General features: G+C 73.9%; 11 protein-coding genes. 6 read left to right on the top strand and 5 right to left on the bottom strand.

All coding sequences use genetic code 11. The annotated features are described in order from the left end of the window. Nucleotides 1-4: 4 nt before the first annotated feature. The 3 genes from LO772_RS13730 to LO772_RS13720 all read right to left on the bottom strand — a co-directional run bounded on the left by LO772_RS13730 (nt 5) and on the right by LO772_RS13720 (nt 3,305). The gene (locus LO772_RS13730; protein WP_231778694.1) at nt 5-262 is read right to left on the bottom strand and encodes a DUF308 domain-containing protein; all 258 of its coding nucleotides are present in this window, start codon (nt 260-262) and stop codon (nt 5-7) included. 61 nt (nt 263-323) lie between these two features. Continuing rightward, the gene (locus LO772_RS13725; RefSeq protein ID WP_231778693.1) at nt 324-992 is read right to left on the bottom strand and encodes a response regulator; all 669 of its coding nucleotides are present in this window, start codon (nt 990-992) and stop codon (nt 324-326) included. A 57-nt stretch (nt 993-1,049) separates the two neighbouring features. After that, nucleotides 1,050-3,305 carry a sensor histidine kinase gene (locus LO772_RS13720; protein WP_231778692.1) on the bottom strand — a complete coding sequence of 752 codons (2,256 nt, stop codon included), beginning with the start codon at nt 3,303-3,305 and terminating at the stop codon, nt 1,050-1,052. Between the two features lie 193 nt (nt 3,306-3,498). Here LO772_RS13720 and LO772_RS13715 point away from each other — a divergent pair, with 193 nt between their 5' ends. The 6 genes from LO772_RS13715 to sucD all read left to right on the top strand — a co-directional run bounded on the left by LO772_RS13715 (nt 3,499) and on the right by sucD (nt 12,259). Continuing rightward, nucleotides 3,499-4,203 (top strand): hypothetical protein, encoded by a 705-nt coding sequence (locus LO772_RS13715; RefSeq protein WP_231778691.1) that lies wholly within the window; start codon nt 3,499-3,501, stop codon nt 4,201-4,203. A gap of 245 nt (nt 4,204-4,448) precedes the next feature. Further along, nucleotides 4,449-5,576 carry an ATP-binding protein gene (locus LO772_RS13710; protein WP_231778690.1) on the top strand — a complete coding sequence of 376 codons (1,128 nt, stop codon included), beginning with the start codon at nt 4,449-4,451 and terminating at the stop codon, nt 5,574-5,576. Beyond that, nucleotides 5,576-8,515 (top strand): DUF5682 family protein, encoded by a 2,940-nt coding sequence (locus LO772_RS13705; RefSeq protein WP_231778689.1) that lies wholly within the window; start codon nt 5,576-5,578, stop codon nt 8,513-8,515. Before LO772_RS13710 ends, LO772_RS13705 begins: the two co-directional genes overlap by 1 nt. Then, complete coding sequence (locus LO772_RS13700; protein WP_231778688.1) at nt 8,512-9,669, top strand: VWA domain-containing protein; 1,158 nt, start codon at nt 8,512-8,514, stop codon at nt 9,667-9,669. Before LO772_RS13705 ends, LO772_RS13700 begins: the two co-directional genes overlap by 4 nt. A gap of 513 nt (nt 9,670-10,182) precedes the next feature. Continuing rightward, nucleotides 10,183-11,358, top strand: a complete 1,176-nt coding sequence (gene sucC / locus LO772_RS13695) for an ADP-forming succinate--CoA ligase subunit beta (protein WP_231778687.1) — start codon at nt 10,183-10,185, stop codon at nt 11,356-11,358. A 16-nt stretch (nt 11,359-11,374) separates the two neighbouring features. Beyond that, nucleotides 11,375-12,259, top strand: coding sequence for a succinate--CoA ligase subunit alpha (gene sucD, locus LO772_RS13690; RefSeq protein WP_231778686.1), 885 nt, complete (start codon nt 11,375-11,377; stop codon nt 12,257-12,259). A 122-nt stretch (nt 12,260-12,381) separates the two neighbouring features. On the opposite strand, the gene LO772_RS13685 is transcribed toward sucD, so the two are convergent. Beyond that, complete coding sequence (locus tag LO772_RS13685) at nt 12,382-12,774, bottom strand: WD40 repeat domain-containing protein (RefSeq protein ID WP_231778685.1); 393 nt, start codon at nt 12,772-12,774, stop codon at nt 12,382-12,384. 233 nt (nt 12,775-13,007) lie between these two features. Beyond that, nucleotides 13,008-13,349, bottom strand: coding sequence for a CU044_2847 family protein (locus LO772_RS13680; protein WP_231778684.1), 342 nt, complete (start codon nt 13,347-13,349; stop codon nt 13,008-13,010). Nucleotides 13,350-13,466 lie beyond the last annotated feature (117 nt).

Here is a 13,466-nt window from a genome sequence, read left to right as displayed (position 1 = left end):
CGGCTCAGCGCGCGGTGCCTCGGCCGCGCCGGGTCAGGGCGACCGCGGAGACGAGGAACCAGAAGGCCCCGAAGGCCGAGTATCCGGCGATACCGGACAGCCCGCTGTCGTCCGAGGCGGACATCGCGGCGAAGGCGGCCCCGGCGAGGACGGACAGCCCGCCGCTGACGACCATGGGCCACTGCGCGCCGACGGCGCGACGGCGCCGGATCGCGACGCCGAGCTGGATCGCCCCGGAGAGCAGGGCCCAGACGCCGAACACCTTCCGCGCCGGGCTCTACCCCTGAGGCCCCCGCCCCCCGGCCGCGCCCGCGGGACTCGGCCTAGGCCGGCCCCATCCCCGCGTCCCGCGCGATCGCCACCGCCTCCGCCCTGCTCCGGGCCCGGAGTTTGGCGAGGACGTCGCTCACCCGGTTCCGCACCGTCTTCTCCGACAGCACCAGCCGCCGCGCGATCGACGCGTTGTCGAGCCCGTGGGCGAGCAGGTCGAGCACCTCCCGCTCGCGGTCGGTGAGCTGCGGGAACGGTACGGCGCGGCGCGGGTGCGCGGGGGAGGAGGAGAAGAACGCCAGCACCCGCTGCGCGATCCTCGGGCCGAAGACCGCCTCGCCGCGCGCGACGCCGAGGATCGCGCGGCGGATGTCGTCGCCGTCCGCCTCCTTCAGCAGGTAGCCGCGCGCACCCGCGCGCAGGGCCGCGAACACGGAGTCGTCGTCCTCGTCCATGGTCAGCACGATCACCGCGGTCGCCGGGTGGGTCGTGGTGATCCGCGCGGTCGCCTCCAGACCGCCCATGCCCGGCATGCGCAGATCCATCAGGACCACGTCCGGTGCGAGCCGCGCGACGTCGTCGACGGCCCGCGCCCCGTCGCCGGACTGCCCGACGACGTCGAGGCCGTCCAGGTCCTCCAGCACGGTGGCCATGCCCGCGCGGAACACGGGGTGGTCGTCGACGACCAACACGCGGATGGGCGCGGTGTCTTCGGGGTGCATGAGGGCAACTCGGCCTTTCTCCAACGGAATCATCACCATGCGGGGGCGGAATCGGGCTCACCCCGCCGTCCGGCCCGGCAGCGTCGCGCGGATCACCGTCCCGCCGCCCGGGGCGGGCAACACGTCGACCCTGCCGCCGACTTCGCCCGCGCGCTCGCCCATGCTGCGCAGCCCGACGCCGGCCTGCGGGTACACCGGCATGCCACAGCCGTTGTCGCGGATCTCGACCACCAGCGTCCCGGCGTCCACGCCCGCCACCAGCGCGAGTTCGCCCGCCGCGCTGTGCCGGACGGCGTTGGTGACGGCCTCGGCCGCGATGGCGTACGCCGCGACCTCGACCGCCGCCGGGAGTTCGTCCAGACCCGGGCCCAACTCGACGGTGCAGTGCGGGGTTTCGTACCCGGCCGACAGGTCGCGCAGGGCGCCGGCGAGGCCCAACTGGTCGAGTATCGGCGGTCGCAGGCCGTGGACCACCGACCGCAGATCGGTCACGGTCTGGCGCAACCGGTCGCGGACCAGCCGTGCCCGGTCGGCGAGTTCGGGCTGCCCGGAGGCCTCGATGCGGCGGGCCAGCGCGTCCAGCTGGTGGGCGGTGCCGGCCAGTGACGGGCCGACGCCGTCGTGCAGGTCGGCGCGCAGGCGGCGGCGTTCCTCCTCGCGGGCCACGACGATCCGCGCCCGGCTGCGGGCGACGTCCGCGACGAGTGCGGCGGCGTACGCGAGGGTGGCCGCCCGCGCCGCGACCTCCTCGACGGCGGCCTGCTCCTCCGGCGTCCAGCGCTCGCGGCCGGGCCGGATGCCGACATGTAGTTCGCCGATGTCCTGCCCGAGCGCCCGCGCGGGGACGGTCCGCCAGCCCGCGACAGGGGAGCCGCTGACGGCCTGGACGGCGGCGCCTTCCCCTTCCCCGGCGGTGCCGCGGAACGCGGCGTACGGCAGCCGCAGAGCCCGGCGCAGCGCGTCGACCAGCCGCTGCAGCGCCTCGACCGGCTCGGACGCGGGCGCGACGTGCCGCCCGACGCGTGCGACCACGGCGTACGGGTCGTGCCGGTGGCCGAACAGCCAGCGGTCGACGGCCTTCTGCATGGCGTCGCGCCCGACCGCGGCGATCAGTGCGACGACCGCGACGGCGACGACCCCGGCGGTCGAGGTCGGGGCGATGTGCCCGGCGCCGACCACCAGCCCGGCGTAGACGCCGACCATGGCGAGGGTGAGGACGGCGTACACGATCGTGCGGTTGAGCACCACGACGACGTCGAACATGCGGTGCCGCAGCATCGCCACCGCGATTCCGACGGGCGGCCCGAGCAGGCCGAGGGCGAACAGGAGGTCGACGGCGACGCGGCCGTCCGAGCCGAACGACAGCGCCCAGCAGCCCATGAGGAACAGGCCGCCGAGGACCAGCCATTGCAGTTGCGTGCGCCGCACGCCGACCGCGTGCCGCGTGCGGACCACGAGGGCCGCGACCCCGATCGCGCTGCCGGGCAGGAGCGTCGCGAAGGCGCCGGTGAGGGTGACGTAGCCGAGCCAGGACGCGCCCGGGATGCCCAGCGGGTTCCCGACGTCCTCCGACACGTCGATGCCGCCGTCGCGGAACATCGCGGCGAGGGCGGCCGACGCGGCGGCACCGACGATTCCGTACGCGGCGAACCGCCAGCGCGGACCGGGGAGTTGCCCGTCGGGGAAGAAGAGGAGCAGCAGCGGCACCACCACGAAGTACTGCGTGAAGCCCCAACTCCCCACCCACGCCGCGAAGTCCGCGCCGGGCAGCGGCTCGTCGGCGATCTCGGCGGAGACGACGGCGTAGAGGGACAGATTCAGGTACGGCGCGTAGCTGGCCGGCACCATGAGCAGCCAGCCGACCGGATTGCGCGGACGCCCCCGCACCACGAACGCCCCGATCACCGGCCACGCCGACGCGAGGACCACGTCGCCCCACGAGCGGTCGGCGATGTCCGCGCGATTGGCGGTCCACGCGTGGAACGGGAGGTACGCGGCCGTCGAGACCACCGCGACCACCGCGAGCCCGGCGGCGACGGCCGTCAGCCCGCGATCGGGGATGCGGCGTACGGCCGCGCGGAGGCGCCCACCACCCGGCGGACGCGAAGACCGCGACCCCCTGACGGGCTCGCCGCCTTCACCCCCCGACGCGACACCCTCATCGCCCCCGACCGGCCCGACACCCGGATCACCGCTCTCCGGGCACGCCCCGGACCGGACCTCACCACCGCGCGCACCTTCTCCGTCACCCCCGTGCACGCCCACCTCACCGGAGTGCCCGGTCCCCTCCTGCGGCGGCTGCGTGGTCGTCATGGCCGCCATGCTGCCCCAGCCCCTCGGCCGCCCGACAGCGCCCGTGCCCGATATCCCGGACACCCGGTGCCGATGTCCCTGGTGCCCGGGACGCCGCCCCTCGCACAGTGGGGCACGTCGCCGGGCATCGGGTCCGGAACGCGCCGTCGGGGGGAGCACCGCAAGGCGGCGATCATGTGTGGGGGGAGACCACATGGCGTACACGGATCCGAGCCCGGTCGACGGGCGCACCGGGTGGGGGGAGGGCCCGGTGCGCCGCGCGTACTGGCCGCTCGCGGGGGCCGCGGCCGGCCTGCTCGGCGGCGTCGCGACCCTCGCGCTCGACCTGCACCTGGGCGACCTGGACAACGACACCGACACGATGACGATCGACCAGGTCGGCGAGGTGAGCGCCACCACCGCACGGCTGAGCTTCCTGGCCGGCTACCTCGCCGTCGCCCTGCTCCTGGTCACCGCCGCGGCGTGGCGCCGCCACGTCGAACCGCGCGTCCCCGGCAGCACCGCCGCCCGCGTCGTCCCGGCCGGCCTCACCGCCTCCGCCGGCGCGCTGATGCTCGGCTACGGCTGGAAGGGCGCGATGGCCATCTACGGCGACGGCGGCCCCGAGGACACCGCGTTCGACCGACAAGGCCAGTACGTCTACTTCATGCTGAACGACTTCGGCAGCTTCATCGGCTGGCTCGGCGTCCTCATCGCCGCCGGCGCCGTCACCTGGATGTCGCTGCGCGAACGCACCATCTCCCCATGGCTCGGCTGGCTGAGCGCCCTCCTCACCGCCCTCCCCGCAATCGGCTTCCTCGTCATGTCCGTCCCCGGCCTCCCCGGCATCACCATGCCGGCCTGGATGCTCATCACCTTCCTCGGCCTCACCTACGGCAAGAGCACCATCACCCGCTGAGTCGGGCCCCGGCGGCCCCGAGCGGCCCCGAGCGGCACACGGCCGTCCGTACCCCCGCGCCGCCGCGTCGCACGGGGTCCTCGTGGAGTTCGGGAAACCCCGGGGCGACGCGCGGGGTTCTCGGGTGCGGGACGCCCGTCGAACGGTGTCAGTGCCACCCGGCAGAGTTGGGCGTGCGCTCAGGAAAGAAGGGGGCGCGACCCGACCGCTTTCCTCGACTCCGGGGGTTGTCCGTGAGTTCTGCCGTGTCCACGACATCCACGACATCCACGACCACGGCCGCCGGGAGCGATTCCGCGCTGCGGCCCCACGCCGAGGACGTGTTTGGTGACGAGTTGGCCGCGTTGGCGAAGGCCGATGACCGGCCTCGTCCGCCGCGGTGGCGGTTGTCGCCGTGGGCGGTGTCGACGTACCTGCTCGGCGGGACACTGCCGGACGGGACCGTGATCAGCCCGAAGTACGTGGGGCCGAGGCGGATCGTCGAGGTTGCCGTCACGACGCTGGTCACCGACCGCGCGCTGCTGCTGCTCGGCGTGCCCGGGACGGCGAAGACGTGGGTGTCGGAGCATCTGGCGGCGGCCGTCTGCGGTGATTCGACGCTGCTGGTGCAGGGCACGGCCGGGACGCCCGAGGAGGCGATCCGGTACGGCTGGAACTACGCGCAGTTGCTCGCGCACGGCCCGAGCCGGGACGCGCTCGTCCCCGGCCCGGTGATGCGGGCGATGGGCGAAGGCCGGATCGCGCGCGTCGAGGAGCTGACCCGCATCCCCGCCGACGTGCAGGACACCCTCATCACCATCCTGAGCGAGAAGACCCTGCCCGTACCGGAGTTGAACGACGAGGTCCAGGCGGTACGCGGCTTCAACCTCATCGCGACCGCCAACGACCGCGACCGCGGCGTCAACGACCTGTCGAGCGCGCTGCGCCGCCGGTTCAACACCGTGGTGCTGCCGCTGCCGGCGAGCGCCGACGCCGAGGTCGACATCGTCGCCCGCCGCGTCGCCCAGATGGGCGCCTCACTCCAGTTGCCGAAGGTCGACGCGGCCGAGGCCGAACTGCGGCGCGTGGTCACGGTGTTCCGCGAGCTGCGGTCCGGCCTGACGGAGGACGGGCGGACGAAGCTCAAGTCGCCGTCCGGCACGCTGTCGACGGCCGAGGCGATATCGGTCGTGACCGGCGGCCTCGCGCTGGCCGCGCACTTCGGCGACGGCGTGCTGCGCCCGGCCGACACCGCGGCCGGGATCCTCGGCGCGGTCGTCAAGGACCCGGCGTCCGACGGCGTCGTGTGGCAGGAGTATCTGGAGACGGTCGTCCGGTCGCGCGACGGCTGGCAGGACTTCTACCGCGCGTGCCGTGCGGCGGGGGCGTCCTGATGGCCGAGCCCCGCGCCCGGCGGGCCAGGCACGCGAAGCCCCATCTGTTCGGCGTCCGCCACCACGGCCCCGGGTCCGCGCGGGCGGTCGCCGCGGCGCTCGAGGCGACCGCGCCCGACATCGTGCTGCTCGAAGGCCCGCCCGAGGCCGACCTCTTGCTGTCGTTCGCCGCCGACCCCGCCATGACGCCGCCCGTCGCGCTGCTCGCCCACGCCGTCGACGACCCGTCGCAGGCGGGCTTCTGGCCGTACGCCGACTTCAGCCCCGAGTGGGTCGCGATCCGGTACGCGCTGGACAAGGGCGTGCCGGTCCGCTTCATCGACCTGCCGGCCGGATGCGCCTTCGCGCTCGACCGCGCGACGCGGGACGCGGCGGCGGAACCCCCCACGGAGCCGCCGCCCCACCCCGCCGACGAGGAACCGCCCGTCCGCTCCGACCCCATCGCCCTGCTCGCCCGGATCGCCGGCCACGACGACCCCGAGCGCTGGTGGGAGGACGCGGTCGAGCACCGCGCCGGGCACGACGACCCCTTGGCACCGTTCGCGCTGCTCGCGGAGGCGATGACCGCCCTGCGCGACGGCGTGGCGGGCGGCGGCGGCGGGGCGTCACCGGCGGTCGACGCGGGGCGAGGCACCGCGCCGGAGAACGCGGCCGACGTCGCGTCACCGAGCGGTGATGACACCACCGCGGCCCGGCGCACCGTGCTGTCCGCGCCCGGCGGTTCCGCCCCTGGCGTCGACGGCTCGCCCGCCGACGCGCGTGACATCCCGCGTGCCGCACGCGGTGACGGCGCCCGCGCGCTCGGGGCGGTCGGCCGCCTCCCGAGCGGCCTCGCGCACATCGCGTCCGACCCCGGCGGTCACGCGCACACCGCGTCCGACCCCGGCGGTCACGTGCCCGGGGCCGACCCCGCGCACGGCGTCCCGGCCACCGCACCCGACGAAGCCGACCACTCCGCCCGCCCCACCCTCCCCGACCTCGAATCCGCCCGCGAAGCCCACATGCGCCTCGCCATCGCGACCGCCCACCGCCAGGGCTTCGGCACCATCGCCGTCGTCTGCGGCGCGTGGCACGTCCCGGCCCTCGCCGAGACCCGCCCCGCCGCCGAAGACCGGGCCGTTCTCGCGCCGTTCGCCGCCCTCGCGCGCGGCGGGGCGCTGCCGCGCGTCAAGGTCGAGACGACGTGGGTGCCGTGGACGTACCGCCGCCTCGCGCAGGCGTCCGGCTACGGCGCGGGGATCGCGTCGCCCGGCTGGTACCACCACCTGTTCGCGCACCGGGGCGCCGACGGCGGCGCCCCGGACGGTCCCGGCGACGGCAGCCCAGGCCACGGCGACGCCGATCGGGTCGCCGCCCCCGGCAATGCGGCCATGGGGCACATCGCATCCACCGCGATCGCCGAAGCCGCCGCACCCACCGCGCACACCGCGTCCGTCGAACACGACGGGCCCACCGAGCACAGCGCGTCCACCGATCACACCACGCCCACCACCCACCCCCAACGCCTGCTCCCGCACTGGTTCGTCCGCATCGCCGACCTCTTCCGCGACGCCGGCCGCCCCGTCTCGCCCGCCCACGTCATCGAGGCTGTCCGGCACGCCGAAGCCCTCGCCGCCCTGCGCGGCCGGCCGCTCCCCGGGCTCGACGAAACCCTCGAAGCCGTCCGCGCGATCATGTGCGACGGCGACGACACCCCCCTCCGCCTCGTCGTCGACGACATCGTCGTGGGCGACCGCATCGGCACCGTCCCCGACGCCGTGCCCGCCGTACCGCTGCAACGCGACCTCACGCGCGAGCAACGCCGCCTGCGCCTCGCCCCCGAGGCCGCCACCCGCGACCTCCAGCTCGACCTGCGCAAACCCACCGACGCCGACCGCAGCCGCCTGCTCACACGCCTCGACCTGCTCGGCATACCGTGGGGCGCCCCCGCCCCCGCCGCCGCGCGCGGCACCGGCACGTTCCGCGAGGCGTGGTCGCTCACCTGGCAGCCCGAGCTGGCGATCCGCGTCGCGGAGGCCGGCGTGTGGGGCACCACCGTCGTCTCCGCCGCCACCGCCCGCGCCGCCGACCTCGCCGGGCACGCCGAATCCCTCGCCGACGTGACCGCCGTCGCCGAGCGCTGCCTGCGCGCCGACCTCCCGGCCGCGCTGCCCGTCGTCATGCGCGTCCTGGAGGAGCGCGCCGCACTCGACTCCGACGTCGCCGGCCTCGCCCAGGCCCTCCCCGCTCTCGTCCGCGCGCTGCGCTACGGCGACGTGCGCGGCACCGACACGACCGCGCTGGCCTCCGTCGTGGACGGGCTGCTGCTGCGCATCTGCGTCGGCCTCGTCCCCGCGTGCGCGGGCCTGGACGACGACGGCGCCCGCGAGATGCGCCGCCGCCTCGACGAAGTCCACGACGCCGCGGGCCTCTTGGCACCCGGGGACGGCCAGGACGACCTGCGCGCCCACTGGTTCGCCGCCCTCGCCCGGCTCGCCGACCGCGCCGACGCCTCCGGCCTGCTGACCGGGCGCGCGGTACGCCTGCTCCTGGACGCCGGCCGCCTGACCGCCGACGAGGCGGGCCCGCGCCTGTCCCGCGCCCTCACCCGGGGCACGCCCTACCGCGACGCCGCCGCGTGGATCGAGGGCTTCCTCTCCGGCGGCGGCCTGCTGCTCGTCCACGACGACGCGCTCCTGGCCCTCGTCGACGACTGGGTCGCCCGCATCCCCGGCGAGGACTTCACCGACGTCCTCCCCCTCCTGCGCCGCACCTTCTCCGGCTTCGCCGCTCCCGAGCGCCGCACACTCGGCGAACGGCTGCGCAACCCGGGGCGTACCAGCACCGCGCGACCCGCCGAGGCCTTCCCCTTCGACCACGAACGCGCCGACGCCGCACTGCCGTTGGCGGCCTACCTGCTCGGCGCCCCCGCCGCAGCCCGCACCGGAGGCGCCGCATGACCGCCACGCTCCCCGACGACGAACGCCTGCGCCGCTGGCGGCTGATCCTCGGCGGCGACGCCGACGGGACCGGCTGCGCCCTCGCCGGACAGGACCGCCGCATCGACGAGGCACTGGCCGCGCTCTACCGCCCCGCCCCCGGCGAAGGCCGCGCGGGCGCCACCGCCGCGCGTACCGGCGGCCTCGGCGCGTCCGCCCCCGCGGTCGCCCGCTGGCTCGGCGACATCCGCGAGTACTTCCCCAGCGGTGTCGTCCAGGTCCTGCAGCAGGACGCCATCGAACGCCTCGACCTGACACGCCTGCTCCTCGAACCCGAAATGCTCGACGCCGTCGAACCGGACGTCCACCTCGTCGGCACCCTCCTCTCCCTCAACCGGCTCATGCCGGAGGAGACCAAGGAGGCGGCCCGGGCCGTCGTCCGCCGCGTCGTCGACGACCTGGAGCGCCGCATCGCGCAACGCACCCACAGCCTCGTGCGGGGCGCGCTCGACCGCGCCACGCGCATCAACCGGCCGCGGCACCACGACATCGACTGGAACGCGACGATCCGCGCCAACCTCAGGCATTACCAGGCCGATTACCGCACGGTCGTGCCCGAGCGCCTGGTGGGCCACGGGCGGCAGCGGAACGGTGTGCGGAAGGACGTCGTGCTGTGCATCGACCAATCCGGCTCGATGGCGGCGTCGGTCGTGTACGCGTCCGTCTTCGGCGCGGTCCTCGCCTCGATGCGGTCGCTGCGCACGTCGCTGGTCGTCTTCGACACGGCCGTCGTCGACCTGACCGACCGGCTCACCGACCCCGTCGACGTCCTCTTCGGCACGCAGCTCGGCGGCGGCACCGACATCAACCGCGCGCTCGCGTACTGCCAGTCGCTGGTCACGCGGCCGTCCGACACGATCGTGATCCTCATCAGCGACCTGTACGAAGGCGGCGTGCGGCAGGAGATGCTGCGCCGCGTCGCCGCGATGCGGAGGGCCGGCGTCCAGGTCGTCACGCTGCTGGCGCTCTCCGACGAGGGCGCCCCCGCGTACGACCACCGCAACGCCGCCGCGCTGACCGCTCTCGGGAGCCCGGCGTTCGCGTGTACGCCGGACCTGTTCCCGGAGATCATGGCCGCCGCCGTCCAGGGCCTGCCGCTGCCCATCCCTGAATGACCGCCGACCCGAATGACCCCCGGCCGCGAACAACCGTCCCGCGGGGGCCGGATCAGCCCGCCGACGGCCCGTCATTTGCCCGTCATTTGTTCGCCATTTGCCCCGTGTTTGCTCCCCGATCGTCCGCTTCGCGCGCTCACACACACGCCCCGCAAGGGTGGACAACGTGGGCTGCACCACATTCCAGGTGCTCACCTACCCGGCATTTCGGACCGGCCTGTGCACGGTCGTGTGTGATGCGCGACCATGGATCGGGTGAAAGACGGACGCATCGGTCATCCGGTGGGGTGGAGCCGACCTCTCGGCGTGAGGTGACCGCGCGGGTGATCAAGCCCCCGGTTCTGACCCGGTTGCCGTCCCGGTTAATCTGCACACGGATCAGCTGCGCGTACGGACGCCGTCCACCAGGAGCCTGGGGGCGAGCCATCCTGGGCCTCCGCGGGACCCTCGTGGTCGACGAACGTGGCGCGATGTCTTCCGACAACAACCGCGATCACAAGGACGGACGCGAGCGTGGACCTGTTCGAGTACCAGGCGAGGGACATCTTCGCCAAGCATGGGGTGCCGGTTCTCCCCGGTGAAGTCGTCGACACGCCGGAGGCCGCGCGCGCGGTGACCGAGCGCCTCGGCGGCAAGGCCGTGGTCAAGGCTCAGGTGAAGACGGGTGGCCGCGGCAAGGCGGGGGGCGTCAAGCTCGCGTTCAGCCCCGACGAGGCGGTCGAGAAGGCCGAGCAGATCCTCGGCCTGGACATCAAGGGCCACGTCGTCAAGAAGGTCATGCTGGCCGGCCTGTCGGACATCGCGGAGGAGTACTACGTCTCCTTCCTGCTCGACCGCGCCAACCGCACCTTCCTCGCCATGGCGTCCGTCGAGGGCGGCATGGAGATCGAGGAGGTCGCCGCGACCAAGCCCGAGGCGCTCGCGAAGATCCCCGTCGACGCCAACGAGGGCGTGACCGAGGCGAAGGCCCGCGAGATCGTCGAGGCCGCAAGGTTCCCGGCCGAGCTGCACGACCAGATCGTGGACGTGCTGAAGAAGCTGTGGGACGTCTTCGTCAAGGAAGACGCGACGCTGGTCGAGGTCAACCCGCTGGTCAAGACCCCCGAGGGCAAGATCATCGCGCTCGACGGCAAGGTCTCGCTCGACGAGAACGCCGACTTCCGGCACGCGGACCACGCCGAGCTGGAGGACAAGGACGCGGCGGACCCGCTGGAGGCCGCGGCCAAGGCCAAGAACCTCAACTACGTCAAGCTCGACGGCGAGGTCGGCATCATCGGCAACGGCGCGGGTCTCGTGATGAGCACCCTGGACGTCGTCGCGTACGCCGGTGAGGCCCACGCGAACGTCAAGCCGGCCAACTTCCTCGACATCGGCGGCGGCGCGTCGGCCGAGGTCATGGCGAACGGCCTGGAGATCATCCTCGGCGACCCGGCGGTCAAGTCCGTCTTCGTCAACGTGTTCGGCGGCATCACCGCGTGTGACGCCGTGGCCAACGGCATCGTGCAGGCGCTCGAACTGCTCAAGGGCAAGGGCGAAGAGGTCACCAAGCCCCTCGTCGTCCGTCTCGACGGCAACAACGCGGAACTGGGGCGGAAGATCCTCACGGACGCGAACCACCCGCTCGTGCAGCAGGTGGACACCATGGACGGCGCGGCCGACCGTGCCGCCGAGCTCGCGGCTGCGAAGTAAGGGAGCCTGAACCACCATGGCTATCTTCCTGACCAAGGACAGCAAGGTCATCGTTCAGGGCATGACCGGCTCGGAGGGTATGAAGCACACCCGCCGCATGCTGGCCTCCGGGACGAACATCGTCGGCGGCGTGAACCCGCGCAAGGCCGGCGAGAAGGTTGACATCGACGGCACCGAGATCCCGGTGTTCGGCACCGTATCCGAGGCGATCGGGGCCACCGGCGCCGACGTCACGGTGATCTTCGTCCCGCCGAAGTTCACCAAGGACGCGGTCGTCGAGGCGATCGAGGCGGAGATCGGCCTCGCCGTCGTCATCACCGAGGGCGTCCCGGTGCACGACACCGCCCAGTTCTGGGCGCTGGCCGGCGCGAAGGGCAACAAGACCCGCATCATCGGCCCGAACTGCCCCGGCCTCATCACGCCGGGCCAGTCGAACGCCGGCATCATCCCGGCCGACATCGCCAAGCCGGGCCGCATCGGCCTGGTGTCGAAGTCGGGCACGCTGACGTACCAGATGATGTACGAGCTGCGCGACATCGGCTTCTCGACCGCGGTCGGCATCGGCGGCGACCCGATCATCGGCACGACGCACATCGACTGCCTCCAGGCGTTCCAGGACGACCCGGACACCGACGCGATCGTGATGATCGGCGAGATCGGCGGCGACGCCGAGGAGCGCGCGGCGGCGTACATCGCCGAGCACATCACCAAGCCCGTCGTCGGCTACGTCGCGGGCTTCACCGCCCCCGAGGGCAAGACCATGGGCCACGCCGGCGCCATCGTCTCCGGCTCGGCCGGCACCGCCCAGGCCAAGAAGGACGCCCTTGAGGCCGTCGGCGTCAAGGTCGGCAAGACCCCGTCCGAGACGGCCCGCCTGATGCGCGCCATCATGGAGGGCTGACGGAGCGCCCAGCGCCTCCGGCACGACCGGGAACCGCCCCGCCGCGTCACGCGGCGGGGCGGTTCCGCGTCGCGGGAACGTGATCGCGCGGAATCGGCGGACGCGCCGCCGCGGAACGTCGCTCAGACGGGACACACCGGACCGACCGGGCTTCCCGGAACGTGGCGAGCACGTTCGTCGGGCGTGAGGTCGCGACCCACGACCCCGCGGATTCGCCTCACGGCCTCCTCGGGGCCGGCGGCGCCGACCTCCCACAACCGCCCGCTGCCGTCGTCGGAGGCGGTGACGAGGGTCCTGCCGTCGTGGCTGAAGGCGATGGCTTCCACGCTGTCGGTGTAGCCGGAGAACGTGGCCTTGGCGATACCGGTCGCCACGTCCCACAGCCGCACGGAGCGGTCGCTGCCGTTGGTGGCCAACGTGCCGCCGTCGGGGCGGAACACCGCGCTTGTCACAGTGTCGGTGTGGCCGGTGAGCGTGGCCGTGACGCTGCCGGTCGCGGCCTCCCACAGCCGCACGACCCCTTGGTCCCGGCCGGCACAGGTCCGCGGTGCCGCCCGGCCCGGTGCGGGCTTCGCCGATCACATGTGCGCAGGTCAGGACGACGCCGTGGCCGGCCGCGAAGCCCGCGCCGACGACAGCGCCGTCGGGGGCGAGGATCTGGGCCGTCGAGGTGACGATGTCCCCCCGGCGTTCGTCGGCCGCCGGGTTCGGCCCGCCGGCGTTCGCCGCCCCGTCGTGCTCGCGGTGCCTACGAGGCGTCCGGGGCATCGGCCTGCCCGTCGCGGGTCCACAGGACGCGGACCTTGAGGTGGAACGCCGTCTCGGCCCGGGTGATGATCGCGCCGGCCTCGGCGGAGAGGTCCACGCCGAACTCGACCTCGACTTCGTCCGGGCCCGCTTGGCGCAGTTGGGCGAGGACCGCGCGTGCGGTGTCGCCGACCGGGGCGAGGGCGTGTTGCAGCGACTGCGGCAGGTCGCGGACGGCGTCGCGGGCGCGGCCGACGCGTACCGGTCCGGCCGCCGCCTCCGCCGGTGCCTCGAACAGGATCGTGCCGCCGTCTTCCAGCGGCATACGTACCAGATCGCGCATCACGAACCCCCGTGTCCAGGCGTGTGGAACGAAGGGCCAGGTTAACCACGGAGGTTGGGCGGGGGTGCCGGAACGAGGGTGCGGATGGCCGGTGGTGGGAGGGTGGCGCGGCTATTT

Origin of the sequence: Yinghuangia sp. ASG 101 (genome assembly GCF_021165735.1) — a bacterium.
Lineage (GTDB): Bacteria > Actinomycetota > Actinomycetes > Streptomycetales > Streptomycetaceae > Yinghuangia.
This window is presented reverse-complemented; position numbering and strand designations above follow the sequence as displayed.